22 protein-coding genes are annotated in these 20,662 nt (G+C 68.0%); 9 read left to right on the top strand and 13 right to left on the bottom strand.

What is annotated here, in order from left to right:
• Positions 1–30: 30 nt before the first annotated feature.
• Positions 31–825, bottom strand: coding sequence for a 2,3-bisphosphoglycerate-dependent phosphoglycerate mutase (locus tag DEBA_RS06740; RefSeq protein WP_187288602.1), 795 nt, complete (start codon positions 823–825; stop codon positions 31–33).
• A gap of 294 nt (positions 826–1,119) precedes the next feature.
• Here DEBA_RS06740 and DEBA_RS06735 point away from each other — a divergent pair, with 294 nt between their 5' ends.
• Genes DEBA_RS06735 through DEBA_RS06715 form a run of 5 tightly spaced genes read left to right on the top strand, consistent with a single transcriptional unit; the run spans position 1,120 to position 5,463 of the window.
• Positions 1,120–1,479, top strand: coding sequence for a hypothetical protein (locus DEBA_RS06735; protein WP_043813904.1), 360 nt, complete (start codon positions 1,120–1,122; stop codon positions 1,477–1,479).
• 45 nt (positions 1,480–1,524) lie between these two features.
• Positions 1,525–3,765: a type II secretion system secretin GspD gene (gene gspD, locus DEBA_RS06730; protein ID WP_013258169.1), complete on the top strand. Its 2,241-nt coding sequence runs from the start codon at positions 1,525–1,527 to the stop codon at positions 3,763–3,765.
• Positions 3,752–4,426, top strand: a complete 675-nt coding sequence (locus DEBA_RS06725; RefSeq protein ID WP_083778914.1) for a prepilin peptidase — start codon at positions 3,752–3,754, stop codon at positions 4,424–4,426. The genes gspD and DEBA_RS06725 overlap by 14 nt, the downstream gene beginning before the upstream one ends.
• The gene (locus tag DEBA_RS06720) at positions 4,427–5,026 is read left to right on the top strand and encodes a hypothetical protein (protein ID WP_013258167.1); all 600 of its coding nucleotides are present in this window, start codon (positions 4,427–4,429) and stop codon (positions 5,024–5,026) included. It abuts the gene before it with no gap.
• Between the two features lie 8 nt (positions 5,027–5,034).
• Positions 5,035–5,463 carry a hypothetical protein gene (locus DEBA_RS06715; RefSeq protein WP_013258166.1) on the top strand — a complete coding sequence of 143 codons (429 nt, stop codon included), beginning with the start codon at positions 5,035–5,037 and terminating at the stop codon, positions 5,461–5,463.
• Here the strand turns inward: DEBA_RS06715 and DEBA_RS06710 are convergent.
• From DEBA_RS06710 to DEBA_RS06660, 11 genes are all read right to left on the bottom strand, one after another.
• Positions 5,460–6,869, bottom strand: a complete 1,410-nt coding sequence (locus tag DEBA_RS06710) for a hypothetical protein (RefSeq protein ID WP_013258165.1) — start codon at positions 6,867–6,869, stop codon at positions 5,460–5,462. The genes DEBA_RS06715 and DEBA_RS06710 overlap by 4 nt on opposite strands.
• Positions 6,866–7,879, bottom strand: a complete 1,014-nt coding sequence (locus DEBA_RS06705) for a type II secretion system minor pseudopilin (RefSeq protein ID WP_013258164.1) — start codon at positions 7,877–7,879, stop codon at positions 6,866–6,868. The genes DEBA_RS06710 and DEBA_RS06705 overlap by 4 nt, the downstream gene beginning before the upstream one ends.
• Complete coding sequence (locus tag DEBA_RS06700) at positions 7,872–8,501, bottom strand: PulJ/GspJ family protein (RefSeq protein WP_013258163.1); 630 nt, start codon at positions 8,499–8,501, stop codon at positions 7,872–7,874. Before DEBA_RS06700 ends, DEBA_RS06705 begins: the two co-directional genes overlap by 8 nt.
• Positions 8,502–8,909: a prepilin-type N-terminal cleavage/methylation domain-containing protein gene (locus DEBA_RS06695; RefSeq protein WP_013258162.1), complete on the bottom strand. Its 408-nt coding sequence runs from the start codon at positions 8,907–8,909 to the stop codon at positions 8,502–8,504.
• Positions 8,910–8,920: 11 nt separating this feature from the next.
• Positions 8,921–9,373, bottom strand: coding sequence for a prepilin-type N-terminal cleavage/methylation domain-containing protein (locus DEBA_RS06690; RefSeq protein ID WP_013258161.1), 453 nt, complete (start codon positions 9,371–9,373; stop codon positions 8,921–8,923).
• Positions 9,342–9,779: a type II secretion system major pseudopilin GspG gene (gene gspG, locus DEBA_RS06685; RefSeq protein ID WP_013258160.1), complete on the bottom strand. Its 438-nt coding sequence runs from the start codon at positions 9,777–9,779 to the stop codon at positions 9,342–9,344. Before gspG ends, DEBA_RS06690 begins: the two co-directional genes overlap by 32 nt.
• Positions 9,780–9,783: 4 nt before the next feature.
• Entirely contained in the window at positions 9,784–10,863 is a 1,080-nt protein-coding gene (locus tag DEBA_RS06680) for a type II secretion system F family protein (RefSeq protein ID WP_013258159.1), read from the bottom strand.
• Complete coding sequence (locus DEBA_RS06675) at positions 10,860–12,443, bottom strand: GspE/PulE family protein (RefSeq protein WP_013258158.1); 1,584 nt, start codon at positions 12,441–12,443, stop codon at positions 10,860–10,862. The genes DEBA_RS06680 and DEBA_RS06675 overlap by 4 nt, the downstream gene beginning before the upstream one ends.
• A gap of 84 nt (positions 12,444–12,527) precedes the next feature.
• On the bottom strand, positions 12,528–12,989 hold the full coding sequence (locus DEBA_RS06670) for a hypothetical protein (RefSeq protein WP_013258157.1): 462 nt from the start codon (positions 12,987–12,989) through the stop codon (positions 12,528–12,530).
• 8 nt (positions 12,990–12,997) lie between these two features.
• Positions 12,998–13,666, bottom strand: coding sequence for a hypothetical protein (locus DEBA_RS06665; RefSeq protein WP_013258156.1), 669 nt, complete (start codon positions 13,664–13,666; stop codon positions 12,998–13,000).
• Between the two features lie 100 nt (positions 13,667–13,766).
• Positions 13,767–16,754, bottom strand: coding sequence for a M6 family metalloprotease domain-containing protein (locus DEBA_RS06660; RefSeq protein WP_013258155.1), 2,988 nt, complete (start codon positions 16,752–16,754; stop codon positions 13,767–13,769).
• Positions 16,755–17,116: 362 nt separating this feature from the next.
• On the opposite strand from DEBA_RS06660, the gene DEBA_RS06655 reads away from it, so the two are divergent.
• From DEBA_RS06655 to DEBA_RS06640, 4 genes are all read left to right on the top strand, one after another.
• Positions 17,117–17,632 carry a ferritin gene (locus DEBA_RS06655; protein WP_013258154.1) on the top strand — a complete coding sequence of 172 codons (516 nt, stop codon included), beginning with the start codon at positions 17,117–17,119 and terminating at the stop codon, positions 17,630–17,632.
• 65 nt (positions 17,633–17,697) lie between these two features.
• Positions 17,698–19,179 carry a multiheme c-type cytochrome gene (locus DEBA_RS06650; protein ID WP_013258153.1) on the top strand — a complete coding sequence of 494 codons (1,482 nt, stop codon included), beginning with the start codon at positions 17,698–17,700 and terminating at the stop codon, positions 19,177–19,179.
• A gap of 20 nt (positions 19,180–19,199) precedes the next feature.
• On the top strand, positions 19,200–19,508 hold the full coding sequence (locus tag DEBA_RS06645; RefSeq protein WP_043813898.1) for a hypothetical protein: 309 nt from the start codon (positions 19,200–19,202) through the stop codon (positions 19,506–19,508).
• On the top strand, positions 19,471–19,944 hold the full coding sequence (locus DEBA_RS06640; protein WP_013258151.1) for a hypothetical protein: 474 nt from the start codon (positions 19,471–19,473) through the stop codon (positions 19,942–19,944). Before DEBA_RS06645 ends, DEBA_RS06640 begins: the two co-directional genes overlap by 38 nt.
• 14 nt (positions 19,945–19,958) lie before the next feature.
• On the opposite strand, the gene DEBA_RS06635 is transcribed toward DEBA_RS06640, so the two are convergent.
• The gene (locus DEBA_RS06635) at positions 19,959–20,597 is read right to left on the bottom strand and encodes a radical SAM protein (protein ID WP_013258150.1); all 639 of its coding nucleotides are present in this window, start codon (positions 20,595–20,597) and stop codon (positions 19,959–19,961) included.
• Positions 20,598–20,662: the final 65 nt, after the last annotated feature.

The raw sequence follows: 20,662 nt of genomic DNA, 5'->3' as shown, positions 1-20,662 counted from the left end.
TTGGCGCAATCCACCAGTGATTTTGGATCATCACCCCCGGCGCTGGACCAGGGCGGCGGCCCGCTGGCCATCGTGGCGGCAATTCAGCGGATTCAATGACGAAAGCGGCGGTAGATCGCCGGCGGCGGCCTGGTCCAGATAGCTCATGGAGAACAACCGGCCGCGACGGTCAAAGGCCAAGATCAGGGGGTTGGCGTTGGGCATGGAAAAACTGGGCAAATCCAGGCCCTGGTCGGCCAAAACCAGGCGGCAGACCGCCCACAGCGAAAGGCCGTGGCCGGCCACCAGCAGGTTCTGTCCGGCGGCCAGGCGTGGGGCCAACTCGCCTCGCCAGACCGGCTCCACCCGCCAAACCAACTGCCCCAACGATTCGCTGGCCGGCAAAAGGGCCGGGTCCACGTCGGCGTGGAGCGGGTCGTGGCGGGGGTGACGGGGGTCTTCGGGGCTCAGGGGCGGCGGGGCCAGATCCAGGCCGTGACGCCAGGCGTGGATCAGCTCCGGGCCAAACCGGGCCCGCGCCTCGTCCTTGGCCACGCCCTGCAACTGGCCCACGTGGCGCTCGTTGAGCCGCCAGAGGGCCTGGCGCGGCAGGTCGGGCCGGCCCATGGCCGCCAAGGCCAACTCCAGCGTTTGCGCCGCCCGGCTCAGGCGCGAGCAAAAAGCCGCCTGCACGGGCGGTCCGGCCTGGGCCAGCAAACAGCCGGCCCGCGCGGCCTGGGCCCGGCCCAGGTCGGAAAGCGGCGCGTCCAGCCAACCGGTGAAGGTCTGGGACTGGTTGGTTTGGCTCTGGCCGTGGCGCAGCAGAATCAGGTTGGCGCGGATCATGATGTGGGGGCGTGACTCCATCGGTGCGGCGGCGCGTCAATCGCGTCGGCTTCGAGGCTGTTTTACCCCGGCCGCGCCGCCGGCGCAAGCGGTCGAGGCTTCCTCAGACGCCGTTAACCGCTTGACTCCGGGTGATCGGCAACCTAATATGACGATAAATTTGATTACGAAAATCCTTTGCCGCCCCGCATCGTCGGACCCCAAGCCAACTCTCGAGGTGCATCCGTGTCCTTGGCCCAAACGCAGAAGCCATCCGTGGTCCGTTGCGCCTTTTTGGCGTGCGTTCTTTTGTTGATGTCGTGCCTTGCCGCCTGTAGCGGCGGTTCCGAGAGCGGCGGCAGCGGTGGCGGGACGGGCTACACGGTGGTGGTCAGCGTCAGCCAGAGCATGGTGCCGACCCAGGGCCAGACCACCATCACCGCCACCGTCGCCGACAAGGACGGCCCCGTGACCGCCGCCGTACAGCTCATTTTCAGCTCCATGCTCGGCGGAAGCTTCACCAACACCAGCGGGACGAAAACCAACGCCTTCACCACCAGCAACGGCAGCGCCACGGCCATTTACACCGCCCCGGAAAAAGCCGGCAACGACAAAATAACCGTAAGCTATGGCGGCGCTTATGGCTACACCTGGATCAACGTCTACTCTCGATAGCTCTTCGCCCACGGCGCGGCCGTGGTGTTCCGGGATTGGGGCGCGATGACCAAGCGGTCGCACATTGTTTTGGCGATGGTTCTTGGCCTGGCGCTGTTGGCGGCGGCCGGCTGCGCTGGCGACGGCGCGGCTCCGGCAAGGCAAAACGACAGCCTTTGGCGCATTCCACCCAGCGAACGCCCCAAAACCAGCGCCGCCAACCGCGACGAGCTGCTGCTGGAGGAGCGCCGGGCCCAGCGGCCCAGCCAGATCGGCCCGGAGATCAGTTCGCCCTTGAGCGGCGTGGCCGGCCCGGCCCCAAGGGGCCAGGACGAGGCCGCCGCGGAAGACGGCCAGAGCCACATCATCAATTTCAACCAAGCGCCCCTGGACGAGGTCATCCGCGTTTTCGCCGACCTGACCGGCGCGACCATAATCACCCCGGCCCAAATTCGCGGCACGGTGACCATATCCAGCGGCCGGCGCATCCCGCAAAGCGGCCTGTTGCCCCTTTTGGAGGCCATGCTCGAGACCAACGGCTACGCCTTGCTGCGCGAGGGCGATTCCTTTCGCGTGAGCTCCCTGGCCAGCGCCCGCAAGGGGCCGACCCAGATCATGCTGGCCGACCGCCTGGCCCAGGCCGGACCCGACGGCTACGCCATCAATGTCTATTACCTGCGGCACATCGCGGCCAGCGACGCGGCCAAGGCCCTGGAGCCTTTCGTCTCCGAGGGCGGGCGCATCACGGCGGTCATGCCGGCCAATCTGCTGGTGGTGGCCGACACCGCGCCCAACCAGGCCAAGGTCGCCGAACTTTCGCGCATGCTTGACGTGCCGGCAGTCAACCGCGTGGGCATCAGGCTCTACCCCATTCGTAACGTCGACGTCGGCCGCCTCAGCGCCGAGTTGCAATCGATCTTCGGGGCCATGGGCATATCCTCCAAGCCCGCCTCCGGCATGTGGGCCCAGATCATCGCCTTGCCCCAACTTTCGTCCATCGCCGTGGTCAGCACTTATCAGCACATGTTCAAGCGCGTCGACCAATGGCTCGAAGAGCTTGATCGCCAGATATCGGACGCCGAAACGGGCATTTACGTTTACTATTGCCAAAACGGCGACGCCACCGTCATCGCCGAGGTGCTCAGCGGCCTCTTCGACGGCCAGGAAGGCGAGGAAGCCAAAAGCCGGCCCCAGGAGCAGGAACAGCAATTCCAGAGCCAGCCGGCGTCGCTGACCGAGGATCGCCGACGCTCCGGCGACAGGGCCGAGCGCCGTTACACCGGCGATCGGCTCAACCGTGACCAACGCGAAGACCCGCGCGAACTGGAGGCGGAACGGCCCCAGGAGCGCACCTTCAGCCGCCGCCTGGAAAAATCCATCCGCATCGTCGTCGACCGCCACACCAACTCCATCGTCCTGCGCGCCCCACGGCGCGACCTGAAGTACCTGCTCAAAACCCTGCATAAGCTCGACGTCTTTCCCAAGCAGGTGCTCATCGAGGTGGTCATCGCCGAAGTGACCCTGGACGACCAGTTGAAGTTGGGCGTGGAGTGGCGCTACCTCACCGAAAACGGCGCGACGTTTTCCGACATCAATCTCAAGCCCGACGCCGACCTGCTGCCCACCAGCGGCCTGGTCTACACCATCGCCAAGACCAACGAGTTGCTTTTCACCCTCAAGGCCCTGGCCCAGAAGGACAAGCTCCAGGTCATCTCCTCGCCGCTTTTGCTGGCCGCCGAAAACCAAAGCGCGCGCATCCTGGTCGGCCGCGAGATCCCCATCATCACCGATCTGACCACCTCCGAGGACATCTCCACCAGCACCGGCAACAAGGTCGTCGACCGCTCCATCGAATACCGTGACGTGGGCATCATCCTCACCGTGACGCCGCGCATCAACGACTCGGGCGTGGTGCGCCTCAACATCCGCCAGGAGGTCTCGGACGTGCTCACCGACTCCTTCGGCGACACCGGTTCACCGGCCTTTTCCCAGCGCACCGCCACCACCAACGTGGTCACCACCGATGGCCAGAGCATCGTCCTGGCCGGTTTGATCCAGGAAACCAAGCACAAAATCGACTCGGGCGTGCCTTTCCTCAGCGACGTGCCCATCCTGGGCTATCTGTTCAAGACTGAAAAAGACGTCGATTCGCGCACCGAGCTGATCCTGACCATCACGCCCCACGTCATCCACGACATGAACGACGCCAGGCACATCGTCCAGAGCCTGCGCGAGCAAGAGCGCTTCAGCCGCCAGATGGCCGCCCCGCCTCCGTCGCGCCAGCAACCCGGCGATGGCCTGGATTGACGTGGCCGGCGTGAGCGGCGCGGCCGTGGCCGGCGCGGCGCTGGGCCCGGCCCTGCACGCCCTGGCGCGGCGCTTGACCGGGCTGCGGCCGCGCCCAGCCGGGCCCTGGCTGATCTGGCCGTGCCTGCTGGGCGCGTTGTGCCTGGGCGCGCCGCTGGCCGTGCGTGGGGTCGGACCGACGGCGGCGCTCCAGGCCGTTGTCTTGTGCGGGCTGGCCGTGGGCGCGTTGGCCGACGCCATGGCCGGAATCATCCCCGACGCCGTCAATCTGGCCCTGTTGGCGCTTGGCGTTTTGGCCGCGCCGCTGTTGCCCTCGGCCGATTGGCTGACGGCGCTGATCGACGGATGCGTGGCGGCCGGTCTGCTGGCCGGGCTGGCGCTGGCCTTCGCGCGGCTGGCCCACAGGCCCGGCCTGGGCTGGGGCGACGTCAAGCTGCTGGGCGCGCTGGGGGCCTGCCTGGGCCTGGCCAACGCCTTGGCCACGCTGTTTCTGGCCGCGGCCACGGCCCTGCTCTGGGCCGGCGTCGTGGCCGCCTGGCGCGGCTGGCCCAGTGGCCGGCGGCTGGCCTTCGGGCCATACCTGGCCCTGTGGGGCGGCGTGGCGCTGCTGGTCGACCCGCACCACCGGCCATGGTTGAACCTGCTGTTGGGAGCGGCCTGAATGACCAACGCCCCAAACGACGCCCCCGCGCCCAGCGGCCGTTGGCGCGCGGCCGGGGCGCTGCTGGCGAGCCTGCACGCCAAAAGCCCGCTGGTCTTTTGGACGGCGGTGTTGGCGCTGGTGGTGGGCGGTCATGTGTTGCTGGTCGAGCCACTGCTGGAGCAAACGGCGCAGTGGCGGCAAGAGGCGCTGACGCTGACGCAAAACGCCGCCACCCTTCAGGCCCTGCTGGAGCGCGAGCGAGCGATCAAGGCTCGGCGCGAGGCCGAAACGGCGCGCCTGGCCCGACAGCTCCAGCGCCCGTCCGAAGGCCAACTACCCGCCGTGGGCCAACAAATGGCCGCGCAAATTGACGATCTGGCCCGGCAAGCCGGCCTGCGCCAGATCACGGTGACGCTGGGCGATCCGCGCCAAGAAAGCGGCCTGCTGAAAATCAGCGCCCGGCTGGCGGCCAGCGGCGACATGAACTCGCTGGCCACGCTGCTGGCCTTGGCGGCCCAGGCCCAGCCACCGCTGCTCGTCGAGTCCTACGCCATCGGCCAGGGCCAAGGCGGCGCCCTCGGCCTGGATTTGGCGCTCTGCCGCCCGTTTTTGCCGTGAGCGCGCCCATGAGCCGTCGTCTGCTGAATGCTTCGTTGTTGCTCGCCGCCATCGCCCTGGCCGTGGCCGTGGCCTGGAGCCTGCTGGCCCCGCCACGGCCGCCGACGCCGATCGCGCCCGCCGCGCCGCCCTTGGCCGCCGACCCGGGCCAAGCCGCTGACGTCGAAACGCTGGAGCCGCCGGAGCGCGACATCTTCGAACACGGGCCGTCAGCCGGCGCGGTCGCCGCCGAAACGGGCGGCCGGCTGAGCGTGCTTGGCGTGGTGCTGGGGCCGAGGGCGTCGTTCGTCCTGGTGCGCGATGGCGAAGATGGGGCGGTCCGGCGGGTGCACGTGGGCGAAAAGGTCGATGGGAAGGTGGTGGAGGGCTTCGACGATCAGTTCTTGCGCCTGCGGGCGGCTGACGGCTCGCGCGCGCTGATCCCGGTGGCGCCCTAACGAAACGCCGACAGGTCCATGACCACCGATTGCTCCACCACCTGGCCGCCGTCGGCCGCCGGCGCGTCGGTCAGTTCGGCCAGGGCCATATCGGGCTGATTGTCCAGGGCCTGGGCCACCACGTTGGGCGCGATCGAGCGCACGACGAAACTGGCCCGCCGGCCGTCGTACTCCAGCCGCAGCAGGCTGGCCTCTGCCGGCAGAATCTGCCCCAAACGCTGTAGCAGGCGCAAGCCTTCGCCCCGCCGGGCCAGAGCCTCGTTGGCCGTCGCCAGGCCCTTGGCCACGCCCGGGTCGCCGGCGGCGGAAAGGCTCTTAAGTTCGGTTCGCAGTTCGGCCACGCGCTCCCGCGCCAGCTCCGCCAGCCGCCACTGCCGCCAGACCTGGCCGCCGGCCAACATGGCCGCCAGCACCAGCACCGCCGCGCCCAGGCGCAGCGAGAGGCCGGGGCGTTCCAGCCAGCCTGGCCCTTCGGCCTGGGGGGCCAGGTTCATCGGCGGCCGGCCGCCCGCGCCGACCACGGCGGCAAAACCCACCAGCGGAAACAGCGGCCATCCCAGCGAATTGGGCGCGATGTGGCCCGGTTCGCTCGCGGCGTCGAGGGTGATCCGACGCTCCGGGGCCAGGCGGGGCCAGTCCAGGCCCTCCAGCAGGGCTTGGGCCTCGACCGCCCGCGGGCCGCAGCAGATGATCGCCACCGCGCCCGAGCGCCCGCCGTGGGCCAACATCTGGCTGGCCAAAACCCCGGCCAACTCCGCCGCCAAAGGGCCATCGGCCATCACGCGGCCCATGGCCACGGCCTGGCCGCGCTGAAAAACCAGCCAATCCAGGCAGTCGTCACCGGCGTAAACCAGGCGGCTGTCGTCGTTCCGGCCGGCCAGGGGGGCCAGGGCCAGGGCCAGATAGGCCGCGCGGGGGGCCAGGCCCGTCAGACGCAGGCCGCATTGGGCGGCCAGGAGTTGGGCGTCGTCCACCAGATCGCGCCGCAACGCCGTCAAAATCCAGGGGCCGCCGGCGGTCGCGCGCAACTCGGCCGCGCGCAGATCGGCCGGGGCAAAGGGCGTCAAGCCCGCCAGATGATCTTCCGGCCGCCAGTTCAACCGTCGGCCCAAGCCTTCCGGCGCGGGCGTGGGGTGAAACGACGCCGCCTGGCTGGGCAGGCTGATCCAGGCCGCCAGCCGCCCAGGGCCGGCCTTGGCCGTCAATGAACTGATTTCCCGAGCCAGGCGCTGGCGTTGGTCCTCGTGGGGCAACGCTTCGGCCCCCAGCGGCAAGGCCCGCTGGGCCACCACCAGCGGCGGCCGCGAGCCGACCACGCGCAGCAACGCCGCCGCACCGCGTCGCCTCTCCAGGTTGAGGGCCACGACCAGGCCCCCGCCCCGCCCCATGGCAGGCCAACCGATCATCTTTTAAGGCCTCCCGACCCGTCGCCATCGTCTGGCAAGGCGTAATAAAGATCGTCTATCCAATAACATATATCGACACGAGCCATCTCGTCCAGCCGCACCACCGCCAAAAGCGAACGCCGCGTGGCCGAGCCCTTCCGCCAGCCCTGGCTGATGACGGTGTAGTAGGGGCTGGGGTCCAGGTTCACCCACGGTCGCACCAGGTTGTAGACTTCCTCGCCCAAGGCGCGGCGGGCCTGATCGACGTCGTGGAGCGGCTCGCGGGCGCGGGCCTTGAGCAGACGTTCGACGGCCCTGGCCGGCATGCACGGCAGGCAATGGAGCACCTCCGGCGGGGCGCTGTTGAGGTTGACTGCTCGGTGATCGCCATAAACCGTGAACACCGACCACAAGCCGCGCCCCGGAGTCAGGCCCAACTCCCTGGCCCGCGGGCCCAGGCCGAGGAGCATCTCCGGCTCCACCCCGGCCACGCCGGCCAACTCGCCCAGGCAGTCAAAGGGGCCGTTGCGCGGGCCGGGCGCGCCCATGACCTGGCCGTAAAACCTGGCCTCGGCCCCGGCCAGGCGCGGCGTGTTGTCGCCATCGACCCAGTCGAAGATGGCGTCACGCAACGCCTGGGCCCGGCCGCGCTCCAGGCCCAGGCGTTGCAAGGCCCTGGCCACCGCGCCCTGGCCGGCGTTGTTGAGGTTGAACTTGCCGCCCTCGCTCTGCACCAGGAACCGCCCCTGATAGCGGCCCTGGCTCCAGCTTTGCCAACCACGGTGCACGAACGCCCCCGGCCTGCCGTCGGACCAGAGCCCGCACAAAAGCGCCGCGGCCTGGCCGAAGCCCGCCCGCGCCGCGTAATAGGCCCCCAGCCGCCCTTGCCGGAAGGCGTCGGCGCGCGTTTCCAGGCGCAAGAAATGGCCCATGGCCAGCACCGCCAGCAGAAACACCACCAGAAACCACAGCGCCAGCACCAGGGCGAAGCCCTCCCGGCCGCCTCCGCGCCGCCGCGCCGGCCTAGTCATGCCGTCGCCCGCCGCACATCAACGGGGCCTGCCAGTCGCGCCGCCAGCCATCCTTGACAAACTCCAGCCGCACGGCCAGAGGCAGCTCGCCCTGCCGCCCCGACCACTGGCCACGCCAACGCACGCCACCGCCGGGCAAGCGCCCTTGAAAGGAAAAACGCGCCTCGCTCAGGCCGTCGAGCAACACCGTGGCCACGGCCCACTCCGCCGACAGCTCGCGCCAGACGCCACGCCCGGCCGGCCACTGCCGGCTCTCCAGGCGCATGGCGTCACCATCCCCGGCCAGGCGATATTGCACATACCACAGCCCGGCCAGCCCGCCGCCGCCCACGGCCTGGCTGGTGGCGAAAAGCACCTGGCGGCCATCGCCATGAAAGGCCAGCCCGCGCCCGTCCAGGCCCGGCGCGCGAAAAGGCGCGGCCGAACCAAGTTGGCCCAGCATGACATCCAGGCAATGATTCAACCGCCGCTGGGCCAGGACTTGCGCGTCGCCGCCGCGCCAGGCGCGAAAGACAAAGCCCTGGGCCTGGACCAGAAGGCCGATCAAAAGCGAGGCCAGCACCAGGCAGATCAAGAATTCCAGCAGGGTGAACCCGGCGGTATGGCGATCGTGGCGCGGCATTCAGCGGACGGCCAGACGCTGGCTGGCCAGGCACAGCCGACCCGCGCCCTTTTTGCCGGCGCACAAGGATATCTCCAGCAAAACCGCCGTGGGCCGCGCGCGGCGCTGGCCGCCGCGCCGGGCGACGGGGTCTCGCGGGGGGTCGGGCGAAAGGCGGCGCACGGTGGCCCGCCAGGCCACTCCGCCGACGTCCTCGCCGTGATAGACGCCAGCGGCCAGGAAGGGCTGGCCCATCAAGCGGGCCATGTTGCGTTGGGCGCAAAGGGCCACTTCGCCGCCCTGGGCCAGGCGCTCCGTGGCCCGGCCCTGCTCCAGCACGGCCTGGATCGTGACCCCCAAGGCCAGGCCGACCACCACCACCGCCACCAGGAACTCGATCAGCGTAAAACCTTTTTGCCCCACGCCCATGGCCCTCCGCCTCAACGGCCGGCCAGCAGCACGCGGCCGCTGGCCGGCTCCAGGGCCAGGCCCAGGCGCCGCCGGCCCGAATCCAGCCAGATCACGCCGGCGTCGGCCCCGCCATCGGGGTAAAACCGCAGCGCCGGCCGTCGGCCGGGCGTGGCCTGGGCCGGGGCGACGCTCACCCGTCGCGCCGCGCCGCCAAGCTCGACGGCCGCGCCGTCGATCCACAGGGCGGCCCCTCGCTCCGCCTGGCTGACCAGCACCACCCGACCTTCCTCGATGGCTCGCAGCCGGGCCTGGCCCAGATGCAGCCGCGCGCGAAAGGCCGCCTCCCTCAGCGCCCAATCGTCGCGCCAGCCGCCCAGCTCCGGCAAGGCGACCGCCATGGTCAGCCCCAGGATGACCAGGGCCAACAACAGCTCCAGCAGGGTGAAGCCCTCACTGCCAGCTGACGACGTCGGCGTCTTCATCCTCGCCGCCTTCGGCCTTGTCGCGGCCCAGCGAATAGAGGTCGTAGTCGCCGTGTTGGCCCGGCGAGGCGTATTGATAGTCGTTGTCCCACGGATCCTTGGGCACGCCCTTTTTCAGATAGGGCCCGGCCCAACCGACGGCCCCGGCCGGCTGCTCGATCAGGGCGGCCAAGCCGTCGGCGGTGGCGGGATAATTGCCCACGTCCAGGCGATAACGGTCCAGCGCGCCGGCCACCAGTTCGATCTGGGTCTTGGCCACCTGGGATTTGGCCTTGCCCAGGGTGCCGAAAAGCTTGGGCGTGACCAGGGCCGCCAGCAGGCCCAGAATGATCACGACGATCAAGACCTCCAGCAGGGTGAAGCCTTGCTCGGCCCGGCGAAGGCGGTTGCTGCGCTTGTGGTTCACGGTTTCAGATGCCTCCCTGCGTCAGGCTGAGGATGGTGTTGATCATGGTTACGACGATGAAGCCGACCACCACGCCCATGATCAGGATGATGGCCGGCTCGACCAACCGCACCACCCGGTCGATGTCGGTTTTGACTTTGTTCTCAAGATGTCGCGCCGCATAACCCAGCATGGTCGGCAGGTTGGCGGCCTCTTCGCCCAGCACGACCATGCGCAGCGGCGCGGCGGGGATGACCTTGCCGGCGGCCAAGGCCCCGCCCAGGCTGCGGCCTTCCTTGAGCAACGCCTCCACGCCAGCCAGGCCGCGCCGAAAATGTCTGTTGCCCACCGCCGCCGTGGCCTGGCGGCAGGCCTCGGGCAGGGGCACGCCGCCTTCCACCAGCAGGCCCAGCGTGCGAAAATACTGCGATGTAAGCCAGTTGGCCAGCACGTTACGCTGCGGGCCAAAGCGCAACAGCGCCCGGTCGATAACCTGACGCGCGGCCTGGTTGCCCATGGCCCAGAAAACGACGCCCAGTGCGGCGGCAAAGGCCAGGCCCAGCAACAGGCTGTTTTCTTTCATGAAGCTGCCCAGGCCCAACAAAAAGGCCGCCGTGGGCGGCAACGGCGTGGACATGTCGTTGAACACACCGACGAAGGTGGGCAACACATAGATCATGATGAACAAAATGGCCAGAAAACTCACCGCCAGCAACACCGCCGGATACAAAAGCACCGTCAGCAGATGGCGCTTGATCTCCAGGTTGCGGCGCAGGCCCTTGGCCAGTTCGTCGAGCACCTTGGCCAGCGCGCCGCTCAGCTCGCCAGCCTGGACAAGGCCAAGGTAGGCCGGCGAAAATACGCCATTTTGTTCGGCCATGGCCCTGGTCAGCGACGCGCCGCCGCGCACGGCCAGCAGCATCTCGGCGGTGAGCGCGCGCACCCGGCCGGAATCATGCATGAACGAGACCGTCTCCAGCACGTGATCCAGCGGCAAACCAGCCCCCACCAACACGGCCAGGCCCTCGGTAAAGTTGCACAGCTCCTCGGCGCGCAGGGGCTTGGCCCGCCGGCCGCGCGGGGGCTTTGCCTGGGCCGCCTTCATGAGATGGTCACCCGCAGCACCTCATCCAGGCTGGTCAGGCCCTGGCGGGCTTTTTGGTAGCCGTCGCCGATCAGGCGGGTCATGCCCTCGGCCACGGCCCGCGCCATGATCAGCTCCGAATGCGCCTGCTCGCCGATCAGCGCGCGGATGGGCTCGCTGACCCGCAGCAGTTCGAAGATGCCCATGCGGCCTTTGTAACCAAGCTCGCCGCAGTCCGGGCAGCCGCCGGGCCGCCAGAGATGGACCTTGGCGGCCGGCTCGTCCAGGCCGCGTCGACGCGGCACCTCGCCCGAGACCTCCAGCGGCTGGCGGCAGCGCGGGCACAAGACCCGCACCAGGCGCTGGGCCAGCACGCCGGTCAGGGCCGAGCTGATCAAAAAGCTGTCGATGCCCATGTCTTGCAGGCGGGTAATGGCCGAGGCCGCGTCGTTGGTGTGCAGGGTGCTCAGCACCAGGTGGCCGGTCAGGGCGGCGTGGATGGCGATGTAGGCCGTCTCGCGGTCGCGGATCTCGCCGACCAGGATCACGTCCGGGTCTTGGCGCACGATGGAGCGCAGACCCGAGGCGAAGGTGTAGCCGACCTGGGCGTTGACCTGGGTCTGGGCCACGCCGGGCAGTTGATACTCCACCGGGTCTTCGAGGGTGATGATCTTTTTTTCGCTGCTGTTGATGCGCCTTAGCGCGGCGTAGAGCGTGGTCGTCTTGCCCGCGCCGGTGGGGCCGGTGACCAAAAGCAGGCCGTGGGGCCGCTCGATCATCTCGACAAAGCGACGCAGATCGTCTTGGCCCACGCCCAGGCCGGCCAGTTCCAGGCCCAGGGTGTCGCGGTAGAGCAGGCGGATGACGATGCTCTCGCCAAAGACCGACGGCAGAGTGGAGACGCGCAGATCCAGGTCGCGGCCCGAAACCTGCAAGGTGATCTGGCCGTCCTGGGGCCGCCGTCGCTCGGTGATGTTCATGCGGGCCATGATCTTGACCCGCGAAACGAAGCTGGCCTCGAAACCCTTGGGAAACGACTCTTTCTCGTGCAAGATGCCGTCGATGCGGAAGCGCACGCCCACCCGGTCGCGGTAGGGCTCGACGTGGATGTCGCTGGCCCCCACGGCCACGGCCCGATCGACCAGATAGTTGAGCAGGCGGATGGCCGGGGCCTCGGAGCTGAGATCCCGGAGCGCTTCGTCATCCAGGGCCCAGACGCCGGCCTGGTCCGCGCCCTGGCCCAGGCCGCCCATGCCGCCCGAGCCCAGGCCGTAGAGCACCTCCAGCCGTCGCAAGATGGCCTCCTCCGGGGCCCAGAGCGGCAGCGTCGGACGGCCGCAAAAAAGCTCCAGCGCCTGCAACGGCCCGCTGAGGCCCTCGTCACAGACGGCCACGCGCAAGGCCCCGTTGGCCACGATCATGGGCAATATCTTGTAGCGCTTGAGAAAATCGTACGACAGGCCCTCGATGGCCACGGCCTCGGCCAATTCATGCGGCTGGGCCGGGGCCAACAAGCCCGTCGCGCCATCGCCAACGCCAAGCATCGGCTCTTGCTCGGTGGCCGTGGCCCCAAAGCCGTATTTTGCCAAAAAACCGGGCATGGACCCACCAGGCTGAAATCGGCGCGGCGCTTAAGCGCCTCACGGCCGCATTATAACTCATCGGCGCCTGGCCGGCACACGGCTCTAACGCTCCCCATCGGCGACCGCGTCGGCCACGGGCGCGTCGGGCAGGGCCAGCGTGTCGGATGGCGGTGGCGGCGTGGAGGCGTCGGCCGCCGGCGGCGCGGCCGCGCCATCGCCCAGGATATGCACGGCCAGCGGTCGGCCCGTGGGCGACAGGATGATCAGCGTGTTGAAGCCGGCCAAAAGGCGGCGTAGGCCCTGCTCCAGCGGCAGGCCGCTGAAGGTGGCCGAAACGCTCCTGGCCGCCGCGGCCCGGCCATAGGTAAAACGCACGCCGGTCAACCGTTGGGCCTCGGTCAGCACCATGCCCAGAGCCTGGCCTTCGAGCCGAGCGCCGAGCTTGCCGCCCCGATAGGTCAACTCGGCCCAGGCCGCCCCCGCGCCCACCGCCAACAGCGCCAAAAGGACCACGGCCAAGGCGAGGAGCCGCCGGCCTGGGGCCTGGCTTGCCTTGCGCGCCATGATCAGCCCTAATCGTGGGGGCAGGTCGGGCAGTCGGCGGAACGCTTCTGGCCGGGATAGCGGGCCGCGGCCCTGGTCCCGGCGATGCGCCCGGCCTCTTGGCGCAGTTGGCCCAGGTCAACGGCCCCGGCCGGCGCGGCCACGCCCTTGCCCGCCCGCGTGTCGGTGGGCACGAGCTTGTCGCCCTCCAGGCGGGCGTAGCACCAATAGCCTTCGGCGTCACGGATGATCACCGGGTTCTTGGGGTAATCGGGCGCGTAGGCCAGGGCCTTGCCGTCGACCATCACGATCAGCCACCGAGCGCCGCCCGACTCCACCACGCCCAGGCGCTCCAGGCTGGTCTCGTCCAAAAACCTGGCCAAGAGCCCCGGCGTCTGGGTCAGGTCGGCGGCGTTGGCGGGCACGTTCTCCGGGTCCAGGGGCTTGTTGAGTTTTTTCAGCACCTGGTCTTCCTGGGTGGTGAAACTGGGCCGGCCGTCGTCGCCCTGGGCCACGGGATAGACTTCGATCATGGTGTCCCAATGGAAAAACTCGTCGCCGTGGCGCATGCCGATGAAAAGGCCCTGATCGGGCTGGGTGTAGGCGTGGGGCAGATCCAACGCCGGCGCGCACAGGCCCGGCGCGGCCAGCGCCAAAGTCAGGGCCACGGCCAAAAGCGTTTGCTTGATGGGTTGCATGGCAATATCTCCAGCGATGTGTCTCGCTCGGGGCCGCCGCTGGCCCGCCCGATCATGAACGACCGGGCGGGCGGCGGCGGTTTGTCGCGACTAGATGCGCCTATGGTTTGGTCACGCCGATGTAGTTGCCCGTGCCATTGGCGGTGGCGGTCACCGAGATGCCCGTGGCCGTGCCTTCGTACAACGTGGTGTTGGGCGTCGAGGAGCCGTGGAACCTATAGTACGACGTGCCCGTGCGCCAGTAGTGGCTCAGGCTGCCCCGGGTGTAACCCAGGTCCAGCGGGTCGCCGCTGACCGAGCTGTAGCCGGGGACTTCCAGATCCACCAATTTGCGCCGCCAGTTGGCGTTGTCTTGGTTGTTGCTGGTGCGGCGCGAGGTGTCGATGTGCCAGATGGCCAAACCGCCGGTCGTGCCCGAGCCGAACAGGCGCTGCAAGCCGGCGTCGAAGCCCACGGGCTTGCGGAACTCGACCAAGAAATACTGCTGGGCGTTGGAGGTGGTTATCTTGAGCGGCGCGTAGGTGGTGTAGTTGGTGGACAGCAGGTTGCCGGACCAGGTTGCCGCCTGGGCCACGGTGACGGGCGTGACGAAGCCCAACTCGATCTTGCACCAGGCGCTGGGGTGAACGGGCCTGACGCCGGGGTTTTCGCCGCTGCCCGCGCCCCAACTGCCGCTGCTCATCAGGCAGTGGGCGCCCACGCCCTCGGCGACGTTGCTGCTGACGTCGTAGAGGTCGGGCAGGCCCAGGTCGTGGCCCAACTCGTGGGCCAGGGTGCCAAAGGCGGCCTGACGGCTGCCGTGCCGCTGGCCCTGCATGGTGTAGCCGCCGTTGCGCGAGGCCGTATCGTTGTGGCAACCAACGTAGACGTTGTCGGGCCTGGGCAGGGTCGCGTTCAGGTAGTAGCTATGCAGGCTCCAGCGATGGGCCCAGACCGATGGCGTGCTGCTGTCGTATGACGCCTCGTAACCGGCGATGTAGAAGGCCAGGTGCAGCTCGCGGTTGGTCAACCAGCCATCGCCATTGGTGTCGTAGGCGGCGAAATTGACATAGGGGTTGGCCGCCAGGATGGCGTCGCGCATCAGCTCTTGATACCTCTGGTCGGCCGTGGACTGGTTGGCCTCGGGGTTGGGGTGGACCCTGTTGAGGCGCACGCGCACGATGCCGTTGTTGGCCGTGCCGCTGCTTTCGTTGGCTGGCCGGAAGTAGAAAGTGTTGCGCGAGGCCTCCATGTAGAAAGTGCGCAACGTCAGGCCCGACGTGCCGAAGATGCGGTTGGCCCATTCGGCCTCGGTGCCGGTGTGGGCGAAGTTGGTGAAATCGACCATGATCACCAGCAACGGCTCGGTGCGCGTGGTCACCACGCTGCCCACGAAGTTGGCGCAGGTGTGGTTGTAGTAGCGGGCGCCAAGCGTCTGGCTGGTGGGTGAGAACGTATAGCCGCTACGCGAGGCGACAACCGAACCGGCCCAGCCCAGGGGCGTGGTGGTGGTCCAATAGCCGCTGGCGTTGGTGGTGGCGGTGCGGTTGACGCTGCCGCCGGAGCCGGTCAGGCTGACGGTGACGCCGCTTAGGCCGGCGCTGTTGTAGAGCACCCGGCCGCCGATGGTGATGGTGTCGGCGGTGGTGTAGCCCATGAAGTTCTGGTTGCCGAGGTTGGCCGTGATGTTGCTGATGGTGCGCGTGGCCGGATATAAACTGTAGCCGCTGCGGCTGGCGCGCAGTGTGCCCGACCAGCCGTAGGGCACGTATCGGGAATAGACGCCGCTGGCGTTGGTGGTGACGGTGTAGCTGGGCTTGCCGGAAGCGCCGGTGAGCGTCACCGTCACTCCCGACATGGCCACGCCGGCCTTGGTTTTGATCGAGCCCCAGATCAGCTTGTTCTGAGCCACGACGGCCGTGAAGTTGCAAGTTGTCCAGTTGACCGTATAGCCGGGCGCCGAGCGGCTGGTCGGCGTGAAAGTATAGCCCGAACGCGACGGCGTGACCGTGCCGGTCCAGCGGGGCGGCACCTTGGCCCACCAATAGCCGTTGGCGTTGGTGGTCAGCGTGTAGTTGGCGTAGCCGCTGGAGCCGGTCAAGGTGACGGTCACGCCGGACAAGGCGCTGCCGCCCACGGTGACCCGGCCGCCCATGGTCAGCAGTTGGGCGCTGGTGTAGCCGGTGAAGTTGCCGGAGGCGTTGGCGCTCAGGTTGGTGTATTGCCGCCTGTTGGGCACGAAGGCGTAGCCCGACTTGATGGGCGTGACGTAGCCGCTCCAGCCGCGCGGCAGCGACCGGGCGTAGTAGCCGCTGGCGTTGGAGCCCGAACCGGTCTGGTTGGTGTAGGTCAGCCACGCGCCGTTGATGCCCGCGCCGCCGGACGTGCGCACGTAGCCGTTGACGGTCACGTTGGTGCTGGCTGGCGTGTAGAGCAGCGAGGCCACCTGGTTGCAGTTGGCTCGGCCGTTGTGATAGCCCAAGATATAGTTGCTGCCGTCGCCCTTGGAGATGCCCACCGTGGCGTCGACGGGGTTGTTGCCCACGCCGTAGTTGAAGCGGATCTGGCCGTTGCTGTAGAGCACGCACTCGACATTCACCACGGAAGTGCTGGTGTTGTAATATGGATAGCGCTTGCCCTTCCAGCGGATGAGCACGTTGCTGGCGTTGCGCAGGATGTAGATGTCGCTGCCGGTGACGCCCGAGCCGTTACGCAGGTCGATGTCGTCCCACAGCGGCGCGATGCACTTGGTGGAGATCAGCGTGGTGTCGCTGTTGCTAAAAGAGCTGGAGGCGGCGTCGAAGGTGATCCAGCCGTTGGTGCTGATGTAGATTGTCCTGAAACTCTGGCCGAAAAACGGAAAGTTGAACGGCAGGGAGTAGGCCATGTACGAGTCGTCGAGCTGCTTGTTTTGCGCCGTGCCCGCTCCGCCCCACCACCGCGAAACCACGCTTTCGCCATAGGCGCTGGTGGCTTTCTGCGGCCCCATCGATTTGTAGACGCCTTCGCTGGCCTTTTTTTTGCCCGCGTCATCGGCCATGGCCGGTTGGCTGGCCAAAAACAGCGTCGCCAACAGCATCAGCGTCACGCCGGCGAGCACGGACGCCACGCCACTGCCCCTCCCAGGTGTTTGCCTGCCCATTTGTTGCATCCAAAGCTTAAGTGGCTGATTTTTGCCCGACGAGCGGGCATCACCCTAATACGTAATGCACTTTCGGGCTGACCCTGGGGCGAGGGCTCGCCTTGACGAGTATATTTCGTAGCTATCTTAATATAATATTAGGGCCAGCAAGCGGGCTTGTCAATTTCAACCGGCCGCGAGAGCCGCCGCGATCGACGATCGCGGGCGCCCTTGCCACGCCGCCGCAGCGGCTGTGCTATAATTTGGCCCATGGTTTCCCGCCAGCCCCGCGCCAGGTCAAAAACGCGCGCCCGGCCCCTGCCCCGGCCGCCCGCCAAAGGAGCAAGACCATGATCGGCAAAGCCATGGAAGCGGCCATCAACAAACAGATCAACGCCGAGCTTTATTCTTCTTATCTTTATCTGGCCATGTCCGCCTGGCTCGACGGACTCCAGTTGCCCGGCTTCGCCCACTGGATGCGTGTGCAGGCCCAGGAAGAGATGACCCACGCCATGCGCTTTTACGCCTACCTGGGCGGGCGCGGCGGCCAGACAGCCTTGGAGGCCATCCAGGCCCCGCCGGGGCAATGGGCCTCGCCCCTGGCCTGCTTCGAGGAAGTGGCCGCCCACGAGGCCAAAGTCACCGCCCTGATCAACGGCCTGATGGACCTGGCCCTGGAGGCCCGTGACCACGCCAGCGTCAACATGCTGCAATGGTTCATCGCCGAGCAGGTCGAGGAAGAGGCCAGCGCCGCCGAGGTCATCGGCAAGCTCAAGCTGGTGGCGCAGACCCATGGTGGCCTGTTCATGCTCGACAAAGACATGGCCGCGCGGACGTTCGTCATGCCGCCGGACCTGACGATCTAGGCTCCGGCCAGCGGCCCCAAACCCGTCCGCGCCGGCGGGCGGCGATATTTTTGGATTGCGCGACCATGACCCGCAAAATCGCCGCGATTTTTTTGTTGTTGGCCCTCTTGCCGGGCGCGGCGGCCCTGGCCGCGCCGCTCAGCGACGACAGCCAGGCCTGTCTGGATTGCCACGCCCAGGCCACACCGGGCATTGTCGCCGCCTGGCAGGCCAGCCGCCACGCCCAGACCACCCCGGCCCAGGCCATGAAGCTCGGCGGCCTGGCGGCCAAACTCAGCGCCAGCGCCCCGCCGCCCGAGGCCTTGGCCACTAGCGTCGGCTGCGCCGAATGCCACACGGCCAACGCCGACAGCCACCCCGACAGCTTCGAACACCAGGGCTTTCAGGTCCACGCCGTGGTCTCGCCGGCCGACTGCGCCCGCTGCCACCCGGTGGAGAGCCGACAGTTCCAGCAAAACCTGATGGCCCACGCCAGGGGCAATCTGGTCGACAATCCCCTTTACATGGACCTGGCCGCCCAAGTCAACGGCGTCCAGCAAGTCGACGGCGCGGCCATCGCGGTCACGCCGGCCGAGCCCAACGACGAGGCCGAATCGTGCATCTATTGCCACGGCTCGGCGGTGCGCGTCGTGGGCCAGATCACCCGCCAGACCGACTTTGGCGAGATGACCTTCGCCAAGCTCGACGGCTGGCCCAACCATGGCGTGGGCCGCCTCAACCCCGATGGCGTCAAGGGTTCATGCGCGGCCTGCCACAGCCGGCATCGTTTTTCGATGGCCGTGGCCCGTTCGGCTTATTCCTGCGCCGAGTGTCACAAGGGCCCCGACGTGCCGGCCTTCAAGGTCTATGAAGTCAGCCGCCACGGCGCGCTGTTTTTCGCCCAGCACAAAGACTGGGACATGAACAAAACGCCGTGGGAGCCGGGCAAGGATTTCAGCGCGCCCACCTGCGCGGTCTGCCATGTCAGCTTGTTGGCCGACGGCGAGGGCAACGTCATCGCCCAGCGCTCCCACGCCATGAACGAGCGCATCTGGTTGCGCCTGCTGGGGCTGATCCAGTCCCATCCCCATCCCAAGAGCCCCCAGACCAGCCTGATCCGCAACGCCGACGGCCAGCCCCTGGCCACCACCCTGGACGGCCGGCCGGCCACGGCGTTTTTGATCGACCAGGCCGAGCAGGACAAGCGCCGACAGACCATGCGCCGCGTCTGTCTGGCCTGCCACGGCCAGCAGTGGGTCGACGGCCAGTTGGCGCGCATCGACGCCGTCAGTCAGAGCGCCGACGCCATGGTCCTGGCCGCAAGCAAGCTCGTCCGCCGGGCCTGGCAGGACGGCCTGGCCCAGGGGCCGGCCCAGGGCGGCAGCCCCTTTGACGAATACATCGAGCGCCTGTGGGTCGAGCAGTGGCTCATGCACGCCAACGGCGCGCGGTTCGCCGCGGCGATGATGGGCCCGGACCTGGGCGTATTCGAAAGCGGCCGCTGGCCCATGGCCAAAAACATCCGCCAGATGCAAGATTGGCTGATTCAACGCAAGGGCGAAAAATGATTATTGACGGGCAACACCGTGTGATCCATGTTGATTTTGTGGGGCGTAAGGTCAAGGACGACGGTCGCGACCTGCGCGAGGCCGTCAGCCGGGCCGTGGCCCAGATGGCCGGCGAGTTGGAGGCCGCCGGCGGCGAGGAGGCTCTGGCCTTACTGGGTCAGGCCCTGGTGACCCTGGGCGCGGGCATCGTGGCCCAGGTCGAGGGCGTCGACGAGGTCGGCGAACTGCTGGTGGACCTGGCCGTGGCCCTGCAACTGGAACAAACTCAAACCGAGCTGCGGAAGATTTTCGATGACGAACAAACACAAGACGAAACGCCAAAGGACTAGGCGACCCTGGCGGGCCGTGGCCCTGGCGGCGGCCCTGATCGTGACGCTGGCGGGACTGGCGGCCGCGCCGGCGGCGGCGCTGACGCCCCAACAACGGCAAATCATCACCCAGATCCGCACCATCCTCGACCAGGCCAGCAACAGCGCCAACGTGGGCGTCGACGACTACGGCCTGCAACAAAAAGGGGCCATCCTCGGCCGCTCCAAGGCCAAAAAAGCCACCGACGGCTTCAAAAACGCGCGCATTGCCTGGAAAGACGTCTCATCGGCCATACCCATGGAGGATAACGGCTGGTGGGTGCGGGTCTCGGGCTTTTTGCCGGGCTTCTGGATCCAACTGGGCTACTTCGACCGCGCCGATGACGCCCGGCGATTGGCCGAGCTGATCAACCAGATGGCCAGGCTCAGCGCCACCGCCCCGCCGCCCGGCGAATAGCGCCCGGCCGCCCGCTAGACGCCCCGCGCCTCGGGCGGCCAGATAAATTTGTGCAGTTGGAGTTGGAAGCGGGCCGGCAGACGATCGGCCAGCATCCACTCCACGACCTTGGCCGGGGCCAGACGGCCGTGGACCACCGACAACAACGGCCGCGCCCGATGGCCCAGCCCGTGGGCGTCGATCACCCGGCGGGCGAATTCATAATCGGCCCGGTCGGCCAAGACGAACTTGACCTGGGCCCCTGGCGGCAGGATATCCAGGTTTCGCCAGCGCATGCGTTCGCTCATGCCCGAGCCGGGGCACTTGACGTCCATGATCAGATGAACGCGCTCGTCGACCACGGCGATATCCAGCGCGCCGCTGGTCTCCACCAGCACCCGGCGGCCGGCGTCGCACAGCGCGCCAAGCAGGGCCGGGGTCTCGGCCTGGGCCAGGGGCTCGCCGCCGGTCAGCTCCACCAGCTCCAGTTCAAAGGCCAGCGCCCGGGCCAAGACCTCTGGCAGGCTCATGGCCGCCCCGCCTTGCCAGGCATAAGCCGTGTCGCACCAGGCGCAGCGTAGCGGGCAGCCGGCCAGACGCACGAAGGCGCAGGGCAGGCCGGCGTCGACGCCCTCGCCCTGGATGCTCTGAAATATCTCGCAAACCTCCAGCAACGCCCTGCTCCAAAACAAGGCGGGAGCCCGGCCGCATCGGGCCGACGCTCCCGCCGATCATAAGC

The sequence above is a fragment of the Desulfarculus baarsii DSM 2075 genome, assembly GCF_000143965.1.
GTDB classification, from domain to species: Bacteria; Desulfobacterota; Desulfarculia; order Desulfarculales; family Desulfarculaceae; genus Desulfarculus; species Desulfarculus baarsii.
This window is presented reverse-complemented; position numbering and strand designations above follow the sequence as displayed.

Excerpts from the sequence above, each read along its gene's own strand:
- DEBA_RS06670 (WP_013258157.1), bottom strand. The coding sequence starts at position 12,989 with ATGGCGCGCAAGGCAAGCCAGGCCCCAGGCCGGCGGCTCCTCGCCTTG.
- DEBA_RS06710 (WP_013258165.1), bottom strand. The coding sequence starts at position 6,869 with ATGATCGGTTGGCCTGCCATGGGGCGGGGCGGGGGCCTGGTCGTGGCC.
- DEBA_RS06640 (WP_013258151.1), top strand. The coding sequence starts at position 19,471 with ATGACGAACAAACACAAGACGAAACGCCAAAGGACTAGGCGACCCTGG.
- gspD (WP_013258169.1), top strand. The coding sequence starts at position 1,525 with ATGACCAAGCGGTCGCACATTGTTTTGGCGATGGTTCTTGGCCTGGCG.
- DEBA_RS06715 (WP_013258166.1), top strand. The coding sequence starts at position 5,035 with ATGAGCCGTCGTCTGCTGAATGCTTCGTTGTTGCTCGCCGCCATCGCC.
- DEBA_RS06705 (WP_013258164.1), bottom strand. The coding sequence starts at position 7,879 with ATGACTAGGCCGGCGCGGCGGCGCGGAGGCGGCCGGGAGGGCTTCGCC.
- DEBA_RS06675 (WP_013258158.1), bottom strand. The coding sequence starts at position 12,443 with ATGCCCGGTTTTTTGGCAAAATACGGCTTTGGGGCCACGGCCACCGAG.
- DEBA_RS06680 (WP_013258159.1), bottom strand. The coding sequence starts at position 10,863 with ATGAAGGCGGCCCAGGCAAAGCCCCCGCGCGGCCGGCGGGCCAAGCCC.
- DEBA_RS06735 (WP_043813904.1), top strand. The coding sequence starts at position 1,120 with ATGTCGTGCCTTGCCGCCTGTAGCGGCGGTTCCGAGAGCGGCGGCAGC.
- DEBA_RS06740 (WP_187288602.1), bottom strand. The coding sequence starts at position 825 with ATGATCCGCGCCAACCTGATTCTGCTGCGCCACGGCCAGAGCCAAACC.
- DEBA_RS06695 (WP_013258162.1), bottom strand. The coding sequence starts at position 8,909 with ATGGGCGTGGGGCAAAAAGGTTTTACGCTGATCGAGTTCCTGGTGGCG.
- DEBA_RS06650 (WP_013258153.1), top strand. The coding sequence starts at position 17,698 with ATGACCCGCAAAATCGCCGCGATTTTTTTGTTGTTGGCCCTCTTGCCG.
- DEBA_RS06690 (WP_013258161.1), bottom strand. The coding sequence starts at position 9,373 with ATGAAGACGCCGACGTCGTCAGCTGGCAGTGAGGGCTTCACCCTGCTG.
- DEBA_RS06700 (WP_013258163.1), bottom strand. The coding sequence starts at position 8,501 with ATGCCGCGCCACGATCGCCATACCGCCGGGTTCACCCTGCTGGAATTC.
- DEBA_RS06665 (WP_013258156.1), bottom strand. The coding sequence starts at position 13,666 with ATGCAACCCATCAAGCAAACGCTTTTGGCCGTGGCCCTGACTTTGGCG.
- DEBA_RS06655 (WP_013258154.1), top strand. The coding sequence starts at position 17,117 with ATGATCGGCAAAGCCATGGAAGCGGCCATCAACAAACAGATCAACGCC.
- DEBA_RS06725 (WP_083778914.1), top strand. The coding sequence starts at position 3,752 with ATGGCCTGGATTGACGTGGCCGGCGTGAGCGGCGCGGCCGTGGCCGGC.
- DEBA_RS06720 (WP_013258167.1), top strand. The coding sequence starts at position 4,427 with ATGACCAACGCCCCAAACGACGCCCCCGCGCCCAGCGGCCGTTGGCGC.